Annotated in this window: 16 protein-coding genes and 2 tRNA genes; 4 read left to right on the forward strand and 14 right to left on the reverse strand. The window is 57.7% G+C overall.

Features of this window, described 5'->3' with window-relative positions; translation table 11 throughout:
* Positions 1–25: 25 nt before the first annotated feature.
* The 10 genes from FPL19_RS00565 to FPL19_RS00610 all read right to left on the reverse strand — a co-directional run bounded on the left by FPL19_RS00565 (position 26) and on the right by FPL19_RS00610 (position 13208).
* Positions 26–1174, reverse strand: a complete 1149-nt coding sequence (locus FPL19_RS00565; RefSeq protein WP_225314238.1) for a WD40/YVTN/BNR-like repeat-containing protein — start codon at positions 1172–1174, stop codon at positions 26–28.
* Positions 1175–1327: 153 nt separating this feature from the next.
* A complete protein-coding gene (locus tag FPL19_RS00570) occupies positions 1328–2722 on the reverse strand; it encodes a DUF1329 domain-containing protein (protein ID WP_150909603.1) in 1395 nt (464 codons plus the stop codon).
* A 182-nt stretch (positions 2723–2904) separates the two neighbouring features.
* Positions 2905–5547 (reverse strand): aminopeptidase N, encoded by a 2643-nt coding sequence (pepN, locus tag FPL19_RS00575; protein ID WP_150909605.1) that lies wholly within the window; start codon positions 5545–5547, stop codon positions 2905–2907.
* Positions 5548–5576: 29 nt separating this feature from the next.
* A complete protein-coding gene (locus FPL19_RS00580; protein ID WP_404802808.1) occupies positions 5577–6407 on the reverse strand; it encodes a DUF2797 domain-containing protein in 831 nt (276 codons plus the stop codon).
* A 35-nt stretch (positions 6408–6442) separates the two neighbouring features.
* Positions 6443–6733: a YeaC family protein gene (locus FPL19_RS00585; protein ID WP_150909609.1), complete on the reverse strand. Its 291-nt coding sequence runs from the start codon at positions 6731–6733 to the stop codon at positions 6443–6445.
* Between the two features lie 138 nt (positions 6734–6871).
* Complete coding sequence (locus FPL19_RS00590; RefSeq protein WP_150909611.1) at positions 6872–7747, reverse strand: rhomboid family intramembrane serine protease; 876 nt, start codon at positions 7745–7747, stop codon at positions 6872–6874.
* Positions 7748–7750: 3 nt separating this feature from the next.
* Complete coding sequence (locus FPL19_RS00595) at positions 7751–8764, reverse strand: metallophosphoesterase (RefSeq protein ID WP_150909613.1); 1014 nt, start codon at positions 8762–8764, stop codon at positions 7751–7753.
* 2 nt (positions 8765–8766) lie between these two features.
* Entirely contained in the window at positions 8767–9651 is an 885-nt protein-coding gene (locus tag FPL19_RS00600) for an NAD(+) kinase (protein ID WP_150909615.1), read from the reverse strand.
* A 103-nt stretch (positions 9652–9754) separates the two neighbouring features.
* Positions 9755–10999, reverse strand: a complete 1245-nt coding sequence (locus tag FPL19_RS00605) for a DNA repair protein (protein WP_150909617.1) — start codon at positions 10997–10999, stop codon at positions 9755–9757.
* A gap of 142 nt (positions 11000–11141) precedes the next feature.
* The gene (locus FPL19_RS00610; RefSeq protein WP_150909619.1) at positions 11142–13208 is read right to left on the reverse strand and encodes an NADPH-dependent 2,4-dienoyl-CoA reductase; all 2067 of its coding nucleotides are present in this window, start codon (positions 13206–13208) and stop codon (positions 11142–11144) included.
* A gap of 142 nt (positions 13209–13350) precedes the next feature.
* On the opposite strand from FPL19_RS00610, the gene FPL19_RS00615 reads away from it, so the two are divergent.
* Entirely contained in the window at positions 13351–14403 is a 1053-nt protein-coding gene (locus tag FPL19_RS00615) for an AraC family transcriptional regulator (protein WP_318527377.1), read from the forward strand.
* Between the two features lie 222 nt (positions 14404–14625).
* Here FPL19_RS00615 and FPL19_RS00620 read toward each other — a convergent pair.
* The 4 genes from FPL19_RS00620 to FPL19_RS00640 form a co-directional block, all read right to left on the reverse strand.
* Positions 14626–14702, reverse strand: a tRNA-Asp gene (locus FPL19_RS00620).
* A gap of 67 nt (positions 14703–14769) precedes the next feature.
* Positions 14770–14845: transfer RNA gene (locus FPL19_RS00625), tRNA-Val, on the reverse strand.
* Between the two features lie 332 nt (positions 14846–15177).
* On the reverse strand, positions 15178–16068 hold the full coding sequence (locus FPL19_RS00635) for a DUF2846 domain-containing protein (RefSeq protein WP_225314239.1): 891 nt from the start codon (positions 16066–16068) through the stop codon (positions 15178–15180).
* Positions 16069–16189: 121 nt separating this feature from the next.
* A complete protein-coding gene (locus FPL19_RS00640; RefSeq protein ID WP_150909625.1) occupies positions 16190–17104 on the reverse strand; it encodes a coiled-coil domain-containing protein in 915 nt (304 codons plus the stop codon).
* 174 nt (positions 17105–17278) lie between these two features.
* Between FPL19_RS00640 and purE the strand changes: the two genes are divergently transcribed.
* The 3 genes from purE (at position 17279) to sodB (ending at position 19720) form a co-directional block, all read left to right on the forward strand.
* The gene (gene purE, locus FPL19_RS00645; protein ID WP_150909627.1) at positions 17279–17770 is read left to right on the forward strand and encodes a 5-(carboxyamino)imidazole ribonucleotide mutase; all 492 of its coding nucleotides are present in this window, start codon (positions 17279–17281) and stop codon (positions 17768–17770) included.
* Between the two features lie 179 nt (positions 17771–17949).
* Positions 17950–19068: a 5-(carboxyamino)imidazole ribonucleotide synthase gene (locus tag FPL19_RS00650; protein ID WP_150909629.1), complete on the forward strand. Its 1119-nt coding sequence runs from the start codon at positions 17950–17952 to the stop codon at positions 19066–19068.
* 73 nt (positions 19069–19141) lie between these two features.
* The gene (gene sodB / locus FPL19_RS00655; RefSeq protein WP_150909631.1) at positions 19142–19720 is read left to right on the forward strand and encodes a superoxide dismutase [Fe]; all 579 of its coding nucleotides are present in this window, start codon (positions 19142–19144) and stop codon (positions 19718–19720) included.
* The last annotated feature ends 99 nt before the right edge of the window (positions 19721–19819 follow it).

Raw genomic sequence — 19819 nt, forward strand, 5'->3', positions numbered from 1 at the left:
GTTCTGTTGGTGCCGCATCAGGGCGTTATTGTAGATCCTGGCCGCGAGCGTCGGTGTGTTTCACTCCGCCCTCGCCAAAAAGAAGAACATCAGTGCCCGGAAGAGGCACAACGTCCATTACGCCTTCTCTGTCGTCCCTGAAGTAGGGGCGGAAACTTTCGCCGCCATTGGTGCTCATCAACACCGCGCCGGAGTTGCCGACCAGCGTGATCCGGCCATCTTCAGAAACTGCACCATCATTAAGGGTCGCACCGCCTTCATTCGGCACCACTTTCCAGGTTTTGCCCAGGTCCGTAGACATAAAGGTATTACCGCGGAGCCCGAATGTAAGAATCTCGTTCACGTTACCGGTGCCGATGGCGCCAAACAGTGAACCCTCATAGGGACTTTCGCGAGTTTCCCAGGTATCCCCGCCGTCAACCGACACAAAGATCTGCCCGGCTTCACCCACGATCACCAGAGCACCACCGGTGATGCTGGTAATGCTGTTCAGGTGGAAGTTTCGCGGATTCTCAAGTTGCGGCGACATATCTTCCCAGGTCTCACCGCCGTCTGTTGTGCGCAGAAACATGCCGTAGGCACCCACAACAAAACCGTAATCCTCGTTTTTGAACCAGACATCCAGCAGCGGGTTTACCGGGCCAACATCCTGGTCCGCCTGAAGGTTCTCAAGGGCAAACTCCAGATCACCCAGCGCCCATTCGAGATCGGGCACGTCTTCCTCAGGTGCCTCGGCAATCCGCTGCTCCATGGCAGCGATCTGCTCCTCAAGGGTGGCGATGGCCAATTCTGCCGCCCTGACCCCAGTCAGCTGGAGTGTCCAGGTTTCAGCTGCATCATCGGAATGCAACACAACACCGCTGTGACCTACCGCCCAACCGTGAGTCTCGGTGGCAAAATCGACACCGGTCAGAGTCACTGAAACAGGCACCTCGGCCTGACTCCAGGAATCACCGCCATTATCAGAATAGATGATATGGCCGCGCTCTCCGGCTGCGACGATTCTGTCACCAGCACGATCCGCGTCGGTGAGCAGGCGCTCCGGCGCAAGATCCGTGGGCCTGGCCGGAGTTTCGATAACGTCTGCGATTGCTAACACTGAAGGGGCGGCTATCGCCATGGAAAAGCCAAAGCAGGCCGCTCCAAGAGTGTTGCACATCAACCTTTTAGCCATTCAGATTGCCTATATGTTGTGTTGAACTGGATTATTCCCGGGCCGCCATTGTACTGGTTCCAAGCGTGAATGTACCGGTGGCCTCTCGACCACCGGTACCTATGCTCGCCTCAGTCCACGGCGATTGAAGCCTTTCAATTCACTGCATCGCCGTTAACGGACACTCCTGCGACGAAGTGACGCCGGTGAGTAGTAACGAAGGTTGGGAACGTCATTGGTGAATTCCCGGGTTGACGGCTGCTCAGTGTCAAGCCCGAGTACATGGTAACGTCGGGCCTGCAGGTCGTGATACACATCCAGTGTAGTCCACACACCCGGAAGCTCGTAATAATTCTTCGCGAACCCCATGGTGACGCGCCACAGCTCGCCACGACCGTCATACTGATCAACCAGCAGGGTGTTCCAGCTGTCGGCATCCACGTAGAAGCGACGCTTTGCATAGATGTGACGCTCGCCCTCTTTCAGGTTGGCCTCGACAACATGAACGCGATGGAGCTCCCAGCGCGTCAGGTCCGGGTTGACATGGGAGATACCGAGAATTTCGGAATAGGGCGTGCCCGCTTCACTGAGACGATAATTGTTGTAAGGCACATAGATTTCGCGCATGCCTTTGTAATCCCAGTTATACCGGTCAAGAGCACCGTTAAAGATATCGGTGTCGTCTGCCGTTCTCAGGTTGTCGGCCGCTGCAATCGGTGAATCATAGCCCAGATTGGGCGCACGGCGGACGCGGCGCTGACCAGCGTTGTAGCCCCAGCCGTTACGAGGATTGATGACCTGGTTCAGGGTTTCGTGAATCAGGATGGCACCACCGGCCAGGCGGGGTGGAGACTGGGTGAACGACAGGTAGTAGAAGATCACGTTATCCAGCGTGTCTTCATTGCCTTCCGGGTTGTAGTAATTGAAGAAGGCTTCCTGCTGGGAGGTTACCAGGCCGTAGTCACCGTCCGTCTGAACAGCCACTTCGCTCGAACGGCGAGTAATCGATACACCGCGCCAGCGAGTCAGGTGGTTCCACATAACCTGCCAGGCCTTCTGTTCGTTGTTGCCGTGCAGAATCGGGAAAGGATAGCCACCGAAGGCACCGTCAATGCCGGCACCCTGTCCAACAACTTCGGCACTGACCGCGTTATCCTGAGTATTTTCAGCCACCCAGTCCGGCACGGCGTGGGTACGACGGCTGCGATACACCGGCACATTGAAGGTGGTGGGATAGGTTTCAAACATGGCCCGCAGGCCGTCTGTCAGGTATTGATCGAATTGCTCGGCGTTGCTGGCACCGATCGTAAACAACACCTCATCTTCCGGGAACGGGTTGATGTGGTGCTGGCCGCTGCCTTCGTAGGCCGCAGGCGCGTCTTCTGCTCTCAGACCCCCGGTCCAGGGCGGAATCGTGCCAGCGGCGTTGCCGGCCTTTTCCGAGCCAAAAGGTGTAAGAGACTGACCAAGTTTGGCGGCCTCACTCGGAGACACGCCGGCCATCACGGGTGATGCAAGAACCGATGCGGCAAGCAAACCACCCAGAAAAACATTCTTTTTGTCGTTCATTGGTAAACCTTAACGCTGTCTGAAAGCCTTCATGAAGGCTTTTCTTATTGTGAGATCTTGTTTTAAAACCACGCACGATTGTCTGCTGCCAGATTAGACTATTGGCCAGTGTTGTCTATCGTTCAAAAGTGCGATTTTGTATCGTCGTGTGACAGGGCGCTTCACGCCCTGTCACATTCCTGTTAGCCCGCCAGGCTCTTGTGCACTACCTCGTACACGTCCCGGGACAGCCCGTCCTTATCACGAACCGTTTCCAGCGCAGCCTTCATTTGATCACCGTGCACCGGCGCAAACTTACGCCAGCGGGTCAGGGGTGACACCAGCCGAGCGGCAATCTGCGGGTTGCTGTCATCAAGCCGACGAACCTGCTCTGCCAGGAAACGGTAGCCCGATCCGTCCTCGGCATGGAAAGCCGGCAGGTTCTGCCCCGCGAAGGCACCGATAACCGACCGGATCTTGTTGGGGTTTTTCCAGTCGAAAGCCGGATGCTGCATCAGCTCCTTGATCTGGGCCAGGCTTCCCGTGCGAGCACTGGCGGCCTGAACAGAGAACCACTGCTCGACAACCTGCGGATCCTGCCTGAAACGCTCATAGAAGTCCGCAAGCGTGGCTTCCCGATCGGCTTCAAAACCGGAACCGACCAGCGCGCGCAGCGCTCCCAGACGGTCGGTCATGTTGTCCGCGTCGGCGTATTGGGCCAGCGCCAGCGAGCGGGCCTCATCGTCATCCAGGTGAAGCAGCCAGGCCAACGCGGTGTTGCGCAGACTGCGACGGGCAACCGATTCCGGCGTCACTTCATACACGCCGCTGAGCGTATTGCGGTGGTAGCAGGCCAGCAGATCGTCCCGAAGCTCTTTGGCCAGGCTGGCCAACACCCGCTCACGAGCCTGGTGAATCGCCTGCACTTCCGGCTTGTCAGACAGTTCAATCAAATAGGCTTCCGTTGGCAACTGAAGCATCTTGGCCACCAGGGCCTGGTCCAGCTTGTCGTCGGCCAGCAGACCGCGATAGGCATCGATCAGTCCGGGGTCAACCTGTGCCGAATCCCCTTTGCCGATCAGTGAACTGATCACATCAATCGCCAGTTTCTGGCCGGCATCCCAGCGGTTGAAGCCATCATTATCGTGACTCATCAGGAACATCAGCTGCTCCCGGGTCCAGGGGTACTGGGCACGCACCGGGGCGGAGAAATGCCGCAACAGTGAGGGAACGGGCCTTTCCGCAATGCCGTGGAACTCGAACGTATGTTGGGCCTCGGTCAGCTCCAGCACCCGCTCGGTCGGCGCATCGGCGTCGTCGGCAGACAGTTTCAGCGGCAGCGGTTCGCCATCAGCACCCAGCAGGCCCAGGGCAAAGGGAATGTGCTGCGGCTTCTTGTTGGTCTGGCCGGGCGTGTCCGGAATGGTCTGTTTAATAGACAGCCGGTAAACACCCCTGCCCTGATCAAACTCATCGGAGATCGTCAGCTCGGGCGTTCCGGCCTGCTCGTACCAGAGCCGGAACTGGGTCAGATCACGACCGCTGGCGTCTTCCATTGCCCGCACGAAATCATCGGTGGTCACCGCCTGGCCGTCGTGGCGCTCAAAGTAGAGGTCGCTGCCTTTGCGGAACATCTCATCGCCCAACAGGGTCCTGATCATGCCCACTACTTCACAGCCCTTTTCATAAATCGTCAGGGTGTAGAAGTTGGTGATTTCCATGTAGGACTCGGGCCGCACCGGGTGAGCCATGGGCCCCGCGTCTTCTGCAAACTGCGCGGTGCGCAGCATGGAGGCGTCTTCAATACGCTTGACCGTGGGCGACCCCATATCCGAGGAAAACTGGGAGTCCCGGAATACGGTGAAACCTTCCTTCAGACTCAGCTGAAACCAGTCGCGGCAGGTAACGCGGTTGCCGGACCAGTTATGGAAATACTCGTGGGCCACAATGGATTCAATGCGCTGGAACGCCATATCGGTTGCGGTTTCCTGGCTGGCCAGCACACAGGACGAGTTGAAAATGTTCAGGCCCTTGTTCTCCATCGCACCCATATTGAAGTCGTCCACCGCCACAATCATGAAAATATCCAGATCGTACTCGCGGCCATAGACCTCTTCATCCCAGCGCATGGCGCGCTTGAGGGAATCCAGCGCGTGGTCGCACTTTTCGGCGTTGCGGGGCTCGATGTACATTCTCAGATCGATATCCCGGCCGGACATTGTGCGGAACGAATCCCGCTTTTCCACCAGATCTCCGGCAACCAGCGCAAACAGATAGCTGGGCTTGGGGAACGGATCTTCCCAGGTCACAAAATGGCGGCCGTCCGCCAGTTCGCCTTTCTCAACATCGTTACCGTTGGACAGCAGCACCGGATAGGCGGTTTTGTCGGCCTCGATACGGGTACGGAACCGCGCCATCACATCCGGACGGTCCGGGAAATAGGTAATACAGCGGAAACCCTGGGCCTCGCACTGGGTGCAGAACATACCGGACGACTTGTAAAGCCCCTCCAGCCGGGTGTTGTTCTGGGGCTCAAGCCAGGTCACCACCGCCAGTTCGAATTGCTCGGGAACGCCCGGCACCACCAGCTTCTCACCACGGTTGTCATAGTCCTTTTCGGACAGGGTCTCGCCGTTCAGCTGCAGAGACTCCAGCGTCAGGCTGTCGCCATCCAGCTCCAGATTGCTTTCGGCGTCGTCGCTGTCGGGGTTGCGCCGGATGGATAACAGACTGTGAACCCGGGCACCGTCCTCAAACAGTTCAAAACGCAGATCCACGTGATCCACGACAAACGCCGGCACTTTGTAGTCTTTCAGATAGATGGTTTGTGGCTGACTGGTACGCATGGTTTGTCTCCAGAATGGGTTACCGGCACCTACTTGGCGGCCTGATCGGGCTTATGGCCCAGATCGGGAAATGCCTGGAAGCGGATTTCATAGCCGGTGTATTTTCGAATGTTGATCACGCCCGTGTCGAGGATCAGATACTGCCCCTTGATACCCTGAAGCACGCCCTCGGCACTGGATGCCTTGTCTAGATTGTGGGTTTTCACCTTCTCCGGCCAGACCTCTACCGGGTAGCTGAGCGCCAGGCCCGCTTCGCCAACCGGGCGAAGCGCATCTTCACCGTACTGGTCCTGCAGGGCTTTCAGGTCATCTTCTATCAGCCCCAGAAGACGATCCCGCTCCTGGGCCAGGTCCATGTCCGGGACTTCACCCTTGAGCATGGTGCGCCAGTTGGTGCGATCCGCCACATGCTTTTTGCAGGCCACTTCCACGAAACCGGCAAGCTGCCGGGTGGCCACGCGAATCATCGGGATGGCGTCCACCGCGCCCTGATCAATCCACCGGGTTGGTACCTGGCTGCCACGGGTAATGCCTACCTTCAGTCCGGATGAGTTCGCCAGATAGACCACATGCTCCACCATGCAATGGGTTTCGCCCCACTCCGGCTCGCGGCAGGTGCCCTGATAATAGTGGCATTTCTCAGGGCTCATAATACAGGTATCACAGGCCGCCAGCTTTCTGAAACAGGGGTAACAGAAACCCTGGCTGAAGCTCTTGTTGGTTTTGCGGTCGCAGTTTATACAACGAATCACGCCGTCGAAGTCCAGCCTCAGCGGGTACCCTATCAGATCATTCAGCGGAATCCGGGTGTCACCCACAAGCAGGCTGTAGCTCACCGGGCTGTCAGCCTCGGCGGGCATTTTCCGGAGTCGCCCGGTGATGTCCACCACTGCGCTCAAGACTTCACCTCGAAGAAATTATCCGAATCACCGGTGGCGCCGTTGGTAGTTCTGGACACGCTGGGGTCGCAGGCCGTTCCGGCCTTCTTGCCACGATCCAGGTAACCGACCCGCTCCTCTTTCGGCACCTGGTGGTGCTCCTCGTAATAGATGATCGCTTCCATACAGATGGTGCGCTGCTCTTTGGTCAGCGCCCGGCCGTCCGGCCACTTGCCCAGCTCCAGAGACTGCTTGAGGTTCCGGTAAACCGTCGGGTCAAGCCGCTTGATCAGCTCTTCATAGGTCATTCCGATCTCCCGTGGATGATTTGGGATAAAGTTACTGCAAACTGTTGACAGATATAAATGATAATGATTATCATTGTTTCACCAAATGACAGAGGTTGTGCTCATTTGGTCTCTCTCATCAGAGCTTACACGCTCTCTTCATGCCCCACCTTGATGTGGGGCTTTTTTTGACACCGGCAAAATCACCGCAAGCGCCAGGCCCGACAGGAATCCGCCAAGGTGTGCCTCGTTGGCCATTCTGCCCAGACCCAGCATTTCCGTGAAAGGCGTAAAACCCACGACCATCCAGGCGACGGCAAACGTCACCAGTGCCGGTGGAAACTGGAACCTGGGGCGCCGACGCTGGCTCAACCAGCAGTAGCCGAGGATACCGTAAACCACCCCGGACAATCCGCCGAAAAGAGGGCCGGATACCAGGTACTGGAGTCCATTGGACAACACGCTGACCACCGCAAACAGAAGCAGCAATCGCTGACGACCGTCAAACCACTCGATCTGGCTACCCAGAAACCAGAGCATCACCGCGTTGAACACGATATGAGCCCAGCTGAAGTGCAGGAAATCCGGTGTCAGCAGCCGCCAGATCTCCCCGTTCGACAGGGTCACGCTCAATGCCTGAATGCGCTCTGCCATGCTCCCCCAGTTATACACCGTGGGGTCGATGATCATCAGATAGGTCGCCAGCCGGTTCTGGCCCAGTTCAGTAAAGAAAGAAACAACCACGCCGATGACAATCATCGCCAGCACCAGCGGCGCGTGTCGCGGGGAGGGCTGCCAACGACCGCCGACAAAGACCGGTGAACTGACCACCTCATTGACCCGTTCCCGTAGCTCCGGCTCGCTCAGGAACCGCTCCAGCGCGTGCAGAACCGGGTCTGCATGATCCGGGTTCTCCAGCCACAGCACCTGGGAGTCGCCTTCTTCCGTTATCCGGTGTTCGACGCCCTGCTCTTTCAGCCACTGGCTGAATCCCGCCAGGTCCGCTTCGGCCTCAATCTGTTTAACCCGGTACAATCATCACCTCGCTATGCTGTCTTCACTGGTGGGATAATCCGCCTCTTCCGGGCGCTCCACGTCTACCCACACGAACTTGTCTTTAGACAGATGCCGCTCTCCGTCCAGCCGATAGGCCACCAGCTTGCCGTACTTGACGGCGCTGAAATCGATACAGGCCACATTGGGCTTGAGCGGCTCGGGCTCTCCTTCCATCCAGTAATGCCCCACAAACACGGGTGGCGCAGATGCCGGATAGGTCACCAGTTGACTGCGCTCATGGTCGGTCAGTTCCCGGCGGGCGACATCTTCAGGCAAAGGGTCCGGCTGGAACACCACATCAGCATAGGTTTTCGGGTTATCGGCCCAGAACTTGGTGCGGAAGAATTCACGCGTGTAGCCGTCGCGCCCGGTGATTTTAACGCCAGGAGGCAGACGCAGGTCGGTGCCCCGCAGCAGGGTATCCATGACCTGGCCGGCAAAGGACTCAATCGCCGCAGACGCATGAAGAAAATCATCATCAATGCAGGCGCCACCCTGATGGGCCTTAAACTTCTCGATCAGATTGTTATCCCAGCAGGCGTGAACCGCGCGGAAATCCGGCTCGTCGATGAACAGAGGAATGGTGTAGAACCATTCCAGAAATTCGTTCCACTCATGGGGATGGTGTTCAAACTGCTGCAGGGTTTCCCGGATCAGCCGGTCGTGGCGAGCGTTGTGCTCCCGTAGCCACTTCTTGCCACTACCCGGCCGTGCGCGGGTGCAATACCCCAGGGCGTTGTACTCATGGTTACCCATCACGATCCGCGCCGAACCATGCTCCACCATGTCCCGCACCAGGTGTAGGGACTCACGTATGCGCGGGCCTCGGTCGATAATATCGCCGATAAAAATGGCCTGCCGTGAATCGTGCTGATACACACCGTTGCGCTTGCGGTATCCCATCTGATCCAGCAACCGCTTCAGGGTGTGGGCACACCCATGAATATCACCAATGATGTCGTAGCCGCGACTCGCGCTTCGTTTCTGAAATGCCATGTTTAACTCGCTGCGATTTCGCTGGCCCAACCTAGCTTGTCCCGACAGGTGGCGTAAAAATTGTGGTCCGTCGGATGGATCAGGCGGATTTTAAACGGTTTCTTGGTGATGCGGATGATGTCACCGGGGGCGCAGGCAATGTTCATCTGGCCGTCAAAACTGATCTGGGGATAGGTTTCGTTAGTCTCCCCGATCACCAGTTTGATCTCGCTTTTGCCGTCAACCACGATGGGGCGGCTGCTCAGGGTATGAGGGAACATGGGCACCAACACCACCGCATCCAACTTCGGATGCATGATGGGCCCGCCCGCTGAGAGCGAATAGGCGGTAGATCCGGTAGGCGTTGATACGATCAGCCCGTCCGAGCGCTGGCTGTAGACAAAGTGCCCGTCGATATAGAGGTCGAAGCCGATCATCCGCGTGGACTTGCCCGGATGCAGCACGACATCATTCAGCGCCGTGCCGAAACCCAGGGGCTGGCCGTTTCGCTCCACATGGCCGTCCAGCAGGAACCGGGTTTCTTCGATGTACTCCCCCTGCAAGACCTTTTCCAGACGCTCTTCCAGATCGGACGGGGAGATATCGGTCAGAAACCCGAGCCGCCCACGGTTCACGCCCAACAGCGGGATCTTGGATTTGGCCAGTTCCCGTGCTGCACCAAGAAGGCTGCCATCACCGCCAACCACTATCACCAGGTCACAGATTTCGCCCAGCAGCTTTTTGCTGGCAACCTGAAGGCCATGGCCCGGCAGCATGGTGGAGGTGTCTTCCTCAATGATCACATGGTAGTTGTTGCGGATCAGGTACTGCTTGAGCTGCCGCAGCGACTCGACAACCTGCACGCTGCCCATGCGGCCAATGACGCCGATGTTCCTGAATTGGTCCATGAAACTTCCTGTGGGTGTCTGTATGGGGTCGATCGAAGGCCCCATACTAACGAAATACGGCGGGATTCTGAAAAAGTTCGTGTTAATTGGCGTGATCGTCGATTCAGGAATGGGCCTCAACCAGCTGGTGGTGCTCGCAGCGGTCATCGACGCCGGGGCGAAATTCCGAAGGCTGGCTCACCCGCATCACCGGTTCATTGCACTGCACCCCTTTGCCGCTCTTGTGGTGGCAGACCGGGTTCTCGTAATGCTCCAGCCATTCCCGATAGGCAGGCTCGTTCAGGCCGCATCGCGCCGCAGCGTAGGAGACGGGATTGCGGAAATAGGTCTCGATATCGCTGTATGGCAGGGTCACGTGGCCCACGCCCGGGTGATAGGCCACCAGAAAAACCGACTGATTCTTCAGGTGGTCCATCAACGAATCTTCCGCCGGCGCCTGGTGCTGAAGGTCATAATTCTCCTGCTCCAGAGCAACGATTTTCTCGTCCCGCAGCTCCAGTTCCCGCTGCCGGCGATCGAGCTGCTCTTTCAGCAGCACCACCTCGGCGTTCGCCGCAGCCCCTTCCCGGTTCTTGCTGGCGGCTTCATTGGCGATCTGCTCCTGCATATCCAGGTACTGCTCATTGCGCTCGGCAAGACGCTTCTTGAGCTGTTCATTACTCAGTTTCTGGCGTTCATAGCGCTGTTGCAGGTCCGCCAGCTCATTACGAAGGGCCTGAATTTCATGGCGGTTTTCCCGCTGGAGCTCGGACAAAGCATCCCGATGGACGCTCTGGAGGGTCTTGATCCGCAGGCGCTGTTCGCGGATCAGCTGGGCCAGGCGGGCGCGGTCGCCGGAGGAATCCTGCTCGCGGGATTCGTCACCCAGCACCGGAATGTTTTCCTCCGCCGGCGGTTCGGCCTTGCGGAACTTAAGGCTGTTGGCCTCTACGGCCCGACGGATGGATTGGAAGTGGTTGCTGCCCGGCGTCATATCCGGGTCCCAAAGGTCATCGGCACTGACAGACGCAGGGCACTGACTGCGGCATACAAGCCGGATTGGCCCGCCACCCAGGTCCGGGCCCTTGGCGCCCTTACGGGCCAGTTGCTCCACAGGCAGATTCCAGCTGGCGTCCGCCCGGCCTTCCTCATCAAAATAGATGCGGAAGAACACCAGTGAGCGCACTTCGAGCCTCGGGCTTAAAAGCACGAACACCGCCTTTACATCGGTATCCGCCAGATCCGAAAGTCCGACATAGCCGTCCAGAAACGCACCGAACTCCGAGGCGCGCATCTGCCTCGATACTTCACTGCCGTCCATAAAGAAGACTGCCGAATGTTCGTCACCCACCTTTTCGGCAGACGCCATTGCACACTCCTGATATCCGGAATTTCAAATTTCAATATGCGGATAACAGTCTAGCCGGTCAACGACCGGCTAACACGGTGTGTATGTAACAAAATCTGCAACAATTTGTGATCGCCGCGATTTTCGTCAACCCTCTGCCGTATCAGAGCTCCGCCGCCAGACGGCTACCCTGATCAATCGCGCGCTTGGCATCCAGCTCCGCCGCCACGTCAGCACCGCCGATCAGATGAACGCTCAGGCCCGCGCTCTCAAGGTCAAGCTGCAGTTCCCGCAGCGGATCCTGGCCCGCACAGACAATAATGGTATCCACTGGCAGTACACGGTCTTCGCCCTGCTCTGCGCCCTTGGGCGTGATGGTCACGTGCAGGCCTTCATCGTCAATCTTGCGATAGGTCACACCCGGCACCATCTGAACCTGACGGTGCTTGAGCGATGTCCTGTGGATCCAGCCGGTGGTTTTGCCCAGATTCTTGCCCACTTTCGACGTCTTGCGCTGAAGCAGGTAGACCTCGCGGGCTGGCTCCGGCAGCTCCGGCTCCATGCCTTTGATACCGCCCCGGTGTTCCACGGTGAGATCCACGCCCCATTCCCGCATGAAATGGGCCGGGTCAAGCGCGGCCGACGTGCCTTTGTGAACGATGAATTCGGACACATCAAAGCCGATACCACCGGCGCCGATCACCGCCACCTTCTGGCCCACGGGCTTGCGCTCAAGCAATGCGTCCAGGTACCCGATCACTTTGGGATGGTCGATGCCCTCTATCTCCGGTGTCCTGGGCTTCACGCCGCTAGCCAGGATGACATGATCGAAGCCGCCGGCTTTCAGGTCTTCCGCGCTTACCCGGTTGTTCAGGCGAACGTCCACGCCGTGTTTATCCAGCATCACCTTGAAATAGCGCAGGGTCTCGTAGAACTCTTCCTTGCCGGGAATCAGCTTGGCCACATTGAACTGGCCGCCAATTTCTTTGCCGTCATCAAACAGGGTGACGGCATGGCCACGCTCGGCGGCAACGGTGGCAAAGGCAAGCCCCGCCGGTCCGCCGCCGACCACGGCGATCTTCCGGGGCGAGGAGGTTTTCACGTAGGCAAGCTCAGTCTCATGGCAGGCCCGCGGGTTCACCAGACAGGAGGTCAACTTGCCGCTGAAGGTATGGTCCAGGCAGGCCTGGTTGCAGCCGATGCAGGTGTTGATCTCCTGCGCCCGGTCTTCAATGGCTTTTTTGACCAGGTCTGCATCCGCCAGGAAGGGGCGCGCCATGGACACCATGTCGGCATCGCCCTGGGCCAGAATCTTCTCCGCCACGTCCGGCATGTTGATCCGGTTGGTGGTCACCAGCGGAATCCGCACTTCGTCCTTGAGTCTGCGGGTCACGCCGGTGAAGGCGCCACGGGGAACAGAGGTGGCGATGGTGGGAACCCGCGCCTCATGCCAACCGATGCCGGTGTTGATTATGGTAGCGCCGGCCTTTTCAATCTCTTTCGCCAGCTGCACCACTTCCTCCCAGGTGCTGCCGTTTTCAATAAGGTCCAACATCGAAAGACGGTAGATCAGAATGAACTTTTCACCCACCTGCTCGCGGACACGGCGAACAATCTCGATGGGCAGGCGAATGCGGTTTTCATAGCTGCCACCCCAGCGGTCCGTCCGGTCATTGGTGTGCTGCACAATAAACTGATTGATGAAGTAGCCTTCGGACCCCATGATTTCCACGCCATCATAGCCTGCCTCTCGGGCCAGCTCGGCGCAGTTCACGTAGTCCTGGATCTGCTTCTCGATGCCTTCTTCATCCAGCGCCCTGGGCTTGAGCGGGTTGATCGGCGCCTGAATGGCTGAAGGGGCAACCAGCCCGGGATGGTAGGCGTAGCGGCCGGCGTGCAGGATCTGCATGCAGATCAGCCCGTCCGCGTCATGCACCGCCCGGGTAATGACCTTGTGCTTTTCCGCTTCTTCAGGGGTACTCATCTTGGCAGCATGCTGGAACACCGCGCCCTCTTCATTGGGCGCAATACCGCCGGTCACAATCAGCCCCACTCCGCCACGGGCGCGATCCGCGTAGAACCTGGCGAGCCGGTCAAAGCCATTTTTAGCCTCTTCCAGCCCGGTATGCATGGACCCCATCAAGGCACGGTTACGGAGTTTGACGAACCCCAGATCCAGAGGCTCAAGCAGGTTTGGATAGCGGGCAACGCCTGTTGTCGATGCGGTCATGGTCTCTCCTGGATTCTTCTAATGAGTTCTGATTATTGGTGAATGACCGTTAAGTTATCCGCACCGATGCCCGCCGACAATATCCTGAGATGACAATATATTGTCTTAAGGTAACTTGTCTGACAGTATCTGGAGGATGAGAATGCCCTCCCGACGCACCAACTCCCTCGGCGAACTGAGCGTACTTTACGCCTCGGTACTGGCGCGCGCTGTGGCCGCAGAAGGCCAGGATCCCGCCCCTTTGATGGAACGGTTCGGGCTAAGCCCACAGTCCCTGGCGACACCCGATGCCAGAATCAGCATCCCCCGCTTCATGCGTCTGGGCGAGGCCGCCATCCGGCTAACGGGCAATCCTGCCCTGGGCCTGACCATGGGCCAGCTTTCCCGCCCTGTTGATGCAGGTATGGCAGGCCTTGCGGCGCAGTGTGCACCAACTGCCGGCGAAGGGCTGAACACCCTCATCAAGTTCGGTGTGCTGACCAGCCACAACAGCCGTGGCACACCCTGGATGTCCGGCAAGGGCCTGACCGCCAACTTCTATTCGATCCGCCCCTACAATGTCTTCAACTACTTTGTGGTGGATTCGGTGCTGGCCGCCTGGACCGAGTTTCTCCGCATCGTTTCGGGGCAACAGCAGGTGCTGGAAAGCGTCAGTATTGAATACCCATCCCGGGGACTGGACGAGGAATTCGAAGCCTGGTTCGGGTGCCCCGTGGAGTTTGGCGCCAAGGGAAATGCCATTCAGCTGTCAGCATCAGCACGCGATGCAGCCGCGCTGCAGTCCCAGCCGGGAATGTTTGATCTTCTGGCGAGGCAATGTGAGCGTCAGCTTCTGAAAACCCGCTCTCACTGGACCATGGGAGACCGCGTAAAAGACCGTTTGACTCCCCTGCTCCAGGGAAACACGCCGGATCTGGCAACCGTCGCGGACCAGTTGGGCCTTGCACCCTGGACACTGCAGCGCCAGCTGCGGGCGGAAGGTACGGGGTTTAGGGAACTACTCGACGAGACCCGACAGGAGCTGGCGAGTGAATACATTCGGGAGACACGGACATCGATATCGGAAATCGCATGGTTGCTGGGCTTTGCCAACCCCGCGGCGTTTCACAAAGCGTGGAAGCGCTGGTTCAAAACGAGCCCCGCAGAACATCGAAAACGATACGTCCGCGAGCAGAAAGAAAAGGGCATTCTGTGACAGGTGACTCTAAACCGTAGAGGCAGGGACAGTACCGAAGTCAAAGCTCTGTCGCATCATCCTGCTCGATGTCATCGTCATATTCTTCCAACTGACTGGCAATAAGATCTTCCTGATAATCAGACATACCAAACTCCTGCTCCTGATATTCAGAACAGTATTCACGGCAAATGTGTCAATGAGATGACGAAATAAAGGACAGATATCGCAAGAGAAGAAAAATGGCGGAGCGGACGGGACTCGAACCCGCGACCCCCGGCGTGACAGGCCGGTATTCTAACCAGCTGAACTACCGCTCCGCATCGATCGCGGCAGAGGAACTGCCACAATCACAACCGGACGGGGTAGCCCGGCGATGCTGAAAAGTGGTGGGCGGTACTGGGATCGAACCAGTGACCCTCGCCTTGTAAGGGCGATGCTCTCCCAGCTGAGCTAACCGCCCACTTTCGCAGCACACCTGTTGTGACAACGAAACGGGTCGCCATCTCAATCAAGTGAGGTGGGCATTTTAAGCATTTGTCCCGCAGTGTCAAATGCTTTTCAGGAATTAATCGATCTTACATTTGTGGCCTTCTGGCCAGCCTTCACAGCCTTGTCCCTGAGGGACAATTCGCTGACCTTTTTTCGCCTGCTATCAGGTAGCGCTCGGTCTGCAAGCGAGCAGTTAAAGCTGTCCAGCCGCTTTATAACAGCGGCCATCCTCCGCTGGGCTTCCTGTTTCAGTGACATACCCCGTTTCCTGTTCTGACCTTCTTACCGACAGTCTAGTCAGGATCAGAAAATCCACCAACCGTCGCTGGCGTCCTCACGCTCCCGCTCGCGCTCGAGCGCCGCGTATTCCCTTTCAAGTTCGTTCAGCTTCTTGTCGGTTTCAAGTGGAACGGTGGGGCCGCCCCCGAAAGGCCAGAACCAGGAGGGCTCGCTGTGTTTCCCCTCGGCTTTTAGCTGTTCGATTTCCGCCGCCCGCTCTTCTTCAAGCTCGCCGCGCCGACGCTCGTAATCCACATCCTCGGTCACCCTGACAATAGATGCCGCGCCATGATTGGGCGACAGAAGATCGCTGTTCAGAAATCGCGTAGAAACGATTTCGTCCGCCTGCATGGCGTACTCACGGGTGACCAGCTGCAAATCGCCGGAGCGCAGCGGGTGATCTTCCGGCAGGCCGGGATAGTTGGCCTCAGGCTTTTCCACCTCACTGTATCGCAGATAATAGATCTGTCCGGGCTCAACGGCCAGCATGGTATCTGCAATCATGCTGAGGCTGAACGAACCCATTCCCTCCAGCCCCAACAGCGGCCGGCGCATCTGAATATGGCGCTGCCCGGGGCTGACCTCGAACCAGGTAAAACTGTCATTGCGGAAGTTGAAGTAGTGGGTGTCGTCTATGTAGACGCTGGGGGATTCGATCTCGTAGGAAGCCCAGTCCGAATGCGGCCGGTAGAAATAGACCAGCGCGTTATCCCGGCTCCACTTGTCGTTGCTGATATGAACAAAATCGTGGCCGGTCACCGGGTGCACAAACCCGCCCACGCTTTTGCCGATGGATTGGTACACCGTGCAGCCGGACATCACCAGCATCAGAGACAGCAGCGCCGCCCGGGACAGTCGGCGCCAGAGGACGTTACTGCTCAGACAGAATCGGGGCAGAGAAACTCGGGTCATCATTGTTGTTCACTCTTCATCCTTTGGTGAGTGAACCGATACTAACAACAACCCGATTCCAGAACTGAGAGCTAACGCAAGAGATCGCTACAAACTGTTACAGTCCGGGCGTCTCACACGCGCGTTACTGAGCCGGCAGGCGGGCCCGGAGCTGGCTGACTTCTTCCGACAAACGCACAAGCCTTGAGGTGAGCTGGGCCCGGGACGCATCAATTGACGACACCGTCTGCTTCAGGTTCGCCAGATCCGACTTAAGAGACGCCACACTGTCGCCGGAGAGCTTCTGGGTCGCAACCTCGAGCGACGAAATCCGACTCTCAAGACCGCTAATCGTCAACGCCTGCTCGCGCTGGAAGCGTGTCAGCCGGCTATCCACCGATTCCTCGATGCCGGACAGGGCTGACTGCAGCTCTTTCAGCGCTGCCTGCTGGCTCTCAAGCTGCTGGTTCTGGGCGGTTGCCTGCTGCTGTATGGAAGTTTCTATAGCATCCACCTCGGAACTGAGTGTTTCCTCCAGCGTATTTACATCCGCCACCAGCGCTTCCCGGTGCCCGGCTGCCGCTTTCAGGGCTTCGTTCAAGCTGTCCAGCCTCGCCTCGTGTTCGTTCAGGCGAGCCTTGTTGCGGTCGTTTGCCACGCCCCAGAGTTTGCGAATCTCGCTATCGGCCTCATCCAGGCGGGCGCTCTGGTTACTCAGGCGCTGCTCGATGGACTGGCCGGCCTCCTGGAGGTCCTCACCGGTCTCGGACAATTCACCTTCGAAACGCGCCAGTGCCAGCTTGCTCTGCCGAACCCAGTAGTCCGCTTCTTCAAGCTGGGATTCCAGCTGCTGTATACGCTGGCTATGCTGATACCAGGCGAAGGCCCCAACGCCGGCAACTGCCAGTATCACCAGCAGAGAGAGCACCGCCGATGGCCCGGACCGACCCCCGTTTCCGGACTTCGCCGCTTTTTTGGCTGGCTTTTGCGGTTCCTTTTTTTCCGTGTTGTTACTGCGTGATGCCCGCAGCTCGTCTTCATCGGGTCGGATAGGCTCCATTACAGCTCCGTTCTATGGACGTTGGTAAGCGTAAGGCCTGATAATACCCGTATCACCCGACGCTTCAAATCAATACAGCCCCTGAACCGGGGCAAACCGCCCCACTGGCGGTTTGCATGGCTTGAGGGCGACACATACAATGGTCGGCTTTTCAACAAACCAGGACTGTTGCATATGCAGCCGCTTGTAGGACTCATCATGGGCTCGAAGTCAGACTGGCCCACCATGGAACACGCCGCCAGCATGCTGGAAAAACTGGGCGTGCCCTATGAGACAAAAGTTGTCTCTGCCCACCGGACGCCAGATCTGCTGTTCGACTACGCTAAAACCGCCTCTGAGCGGGGGCTGAAAGTCATTATTGCGGGCGCTGGCGGGGCGGCGCATCTTCCGGGCATGGTTGCCTCCCAGACGTCCCTGCCGGTTCTGGGTGTCCCCGTTCAGTCCAAAGCCCTGAATGGTCTCGATTCGCTGCTGTCGATCGTTCAGATGCCTGGCGGCATTGCGGTAGGCACACTGGCCATCGGCAAAGCAGGCGCTACCAACGCTGGTCTTCTGGCGGCACAAATCATCGGCACCTCTGATGAGAACGTTCGCGAAGCTGTTGACGAGTTCCGAGCAACACAGACAAAAACGATTCTTGACGGCCCTGATCCTCGGGATCAGTGAAGCTAACTCCCAGGTCTGCTGAGCGGGTAGGGGCAGGCTTTCCAAAACTGTGCGGAGCCATGGATGGCGGAGCCCAAGCGTCACATGGATGTGCCGCAAGGAGCGTGTTTTGGAAAGCCTGCCCCTGCCTGCTCAAAACGCCGAAGTTTGTAGTTGCCAAAATTAGTAGGAGATAACAGATGAGAATTGGTGTTTTAGGGGCTGGTCAGCTTGGACGTATGTTGGCGTTAGCTGGGTACCCGCTGGCCAAGACATTTGTTTTCTATGACATGTCTGGCAGCCCCAGTGCCGGACTGGGCGAAGTAATGATTGACCGGGACAACCAGTACCTGGCGGACTTTATTTCCCGGGTTGACCGCGTCACCTACGAATTCGAGCATCTGCCGGTCGAAGTTGCCGAGAAGATTGCGGCGGAAAAACCCGTCCATCCCTCCCCCCGCGCATTGCAGGTTTGCCAAAACCGTGAGGCCGAAAAGACACTTTTCGGTGATCTTGGTATTTCCACACCAGAATGGAAAATTGCGGATAGTGCCGAATCACTTCAGGCTGCCGCAGAAGCCCTCGGTTGCCCGGTCGTAGCCAAGACCAACACCGAAGGTTATGACGGCAAGGGCCAGGCGGTATTGCGCTCGCCCGAAGAAGCTGAAGAGGCCTGGACCTCCATCAATCACCCGCGGCTGATCGTGGAAAAGTTTGTGGAGTTCCGTCGGGAAGTGTCCATTATTGCCGTTCGGTCCGAATCCGGGGATCTGGCGTTTTACCCGATGGCGGAAAACACTCACCATCAGGGCATTCTGCGGTATTCCATAGCCCCCGCCCCCGGGCTGGAACACCATATTCAGGAAGACGCCGAGCGTTATATCAAGGCTCTGCTGAACGAATTGAACTATGTCGGCGTATTAACTCTTGAACTGTTCGAGACCGCCGAAGGCCTGGTCGCCAACGAAATGGCGCCGCGGGTGCACAACTCCGGACACTGGACCATCGAAGGCGCAATGACCAGCCAGTTCGAGAACCATATCCGGGCGGTCAGCGGTCATCCGCTGGGAAATGTCGCCGCCCGCGGTGTCAGCTGCATGATCAACATCATCGGTGAGCACGGCGACATTGAACGTATTCTGGAGCTGCCCTACGCCCACGTTCATCTGTACAACAAGGGTGAGAGGCCGGGGCGAAAGCTTGGGCATATCAACATTCTGGCGGACAGCTATGAAGAGCTGGTCTGGCGGGTCAAGAACTGCGCCCAGTTCCTGCCCGGCAGCCCCGAGTTTGAAAGTTCTTTAACCTCAAAGGGTTGATATAACGATTGTCAGCCTTATATTAGAAGGTTGTCATTCACTAAAAACACAGAGAGACAGGGAGAACGACCTCATGGCATTTGAACTTCCCGCACTTCCGTACGAAAAGAACGCACTTGAACCGCACATCTCTGAAGAAACGCTTGAGTACCATTACGGCAAGCATCACAACACCTACGTGACCAAGCTGAACGGCCTGATCGAAGGTACTGACAACGCCAACAAGTCGCTCGAAGACATTATCAAGAGCGCCAGCGGCCCGCTGTTCAACAACGCCGCACAAGTCTGGAACCATACCTTTTACTGGCACTGCCTGAGCCCGAACGGCGGAGGTGAGCCCACAGGTGCTGCGAAAGACGCTATCGAGAAAGCCTTCGGTTCTTTCGAAGACTTTAAAAAAGAGTTCAATGAAAAAGCCGCTGGCAACTTCGGTTCAGGCTGGACCTGGCTGGTGAAGAAAGCCGATGGCAGCGTTGCCATTGTTAACACCAGCAATGCCGAAACGCCGCTGACAGGCGCGGATAAGCCAGTGCTGACCGTCGATGTGTGGGAGCATGCGTACTACATCGATTACCGGAACAGCCGTCCGAACTACCTAGAGGCGTTCTGGAAACTGGTCAACTGGGATTTCGTCAACGAAAACATGGCCTGATCACGGATCAAGCCGACGTTTCTGTAAGTTGTCTCAAAAACGCCCGCTTATTTGCGGGCGTTTTTGTATCTGCGGTATAACTGACCTTACAAAATGACA

This window comes from Marinobacter halotolerans (assembly GCF_008795985.1).
GTDB classification, from domain to species: Bacteria; Pseudomonadota; Gammaproteobacteria; order Pseudomonadales; family Oleiphilaceae; genus Marinobacter; species Marinobacter halotolerans.

What these genes read in the sequence shown, in the direction of transcription:
- FPL19_RS00565 (WP_225314238.1), bottom strand. Translation starts at nt 1,174, where the DNA reads ATGGCTAAAAGGTTGATGTGCAACACTCTTGGAGCGGCCTGCTTTGGC.
- FPL19_RS00585 (WP_150909609.1), bottom strand. Translation starts at nt 6,733, where the DNA reads ATGACCTATGAAGAGCTGATCAAGCGGCTTGACCCGACGGTTTACCGG.
- FPL19_RS00595 (WP_150909613.1), bottom strand. Translation starts at nt 8,764, where the DNA reads ATGGCATTTCAGAAACGAAGCGCGAGTCGCGGCTACGACATCATTGGT.
- FPL19_RS00580 (WP_404802808.1), bottom strand. Translation starts at nt 6,407, where the DNA reads ATGCCCGCCGAGGCTGACAGCCCGGTGAGCTACAGCCTGCTTGTGGGT.
- FPL19_RS00605 (WP_150909617.1), bottom strand. Translation starts at nt 10,999, where the DNA reads ATGGCGTCTGCCGAAAAGGTGGGTGACGAACATTCGGCAGTCTTCTTT.
- FPL19_RS00615 (WP_318527377.1), top strand. Translation starts at nt 13,351, where the DNA reads ATGCCCTCCCGACGCACCAACTCCCTCGGCGAACTGAGCGTACTTTAC.
- FPL19_RS00635 (WP_225314239.1), bottom strand. Translation starts at nt 16,068, where the DNA reads ATGATGACCCGAGTTTCTCTGCCCCGATTCTGTCTGAGCAGTAACGTC.
- FPL19_RS00640 (WP_150909625.1), bottom strand. Translation starts at nt 17,104, where the DNA reads ATGGAGCCTATCCGACCCGATGAAGACGAGCTGCGGGCATCACGCAGT.
- FPL19_RS00600 (WP_150909615.1), bottom strand. Translation starts at nt 9,651, where the DNA reads ATGGACCAATTCAGGAACATCGGCGTCATTGGCCGCATGGGCAGCGTG.
- FPL19_RS00610 (WP_150909619.1), bottom strand. Translation starts at nt 13,208, where the DNA reads ATGACCGCATCGACAACAGGCGTTGCCCGCTATCCAAACCTGCTTGAG.
- FPL19_RS00570 (WP_150909603.1), bottom strand. Translation starts at nt 2,722, where the DNA reads ATGAACGACAAAAAGAATGTTTTTCTGGGTGGTTTGCTTGCCGCATCG.
- sodB (WP_150909631.1), top strand. Translation starts at nt 19,142, where the DNA reads ATGGCATTTGAACTTCCCGCACTTCCGTACGAAAAGAACGCACTTGAA.
- pepN (WP_150909605.1), bottom strand. Translation starts at nt 5,547, where the DNA reads ATGCGTACCAGTCAGCCACAAACCATCTATCTGAAAGACTACAAAGTG.
- purE (WP_150909627.1), top strand. Translation starts at nt 17,279, where the DNA reads ATGCAGCCGCTTGTAGGACTCATCATGGGCTCGAAGTCAGACTGGCCC.
- FPL19_RS00650 (WP_150909629.1), top strand. Translation starts at nt 17,950, where the DNA reads ATGAGAATTGGTGTTTTAGGGGCTGGTCAGCTTGGACGTATGTTGGCG.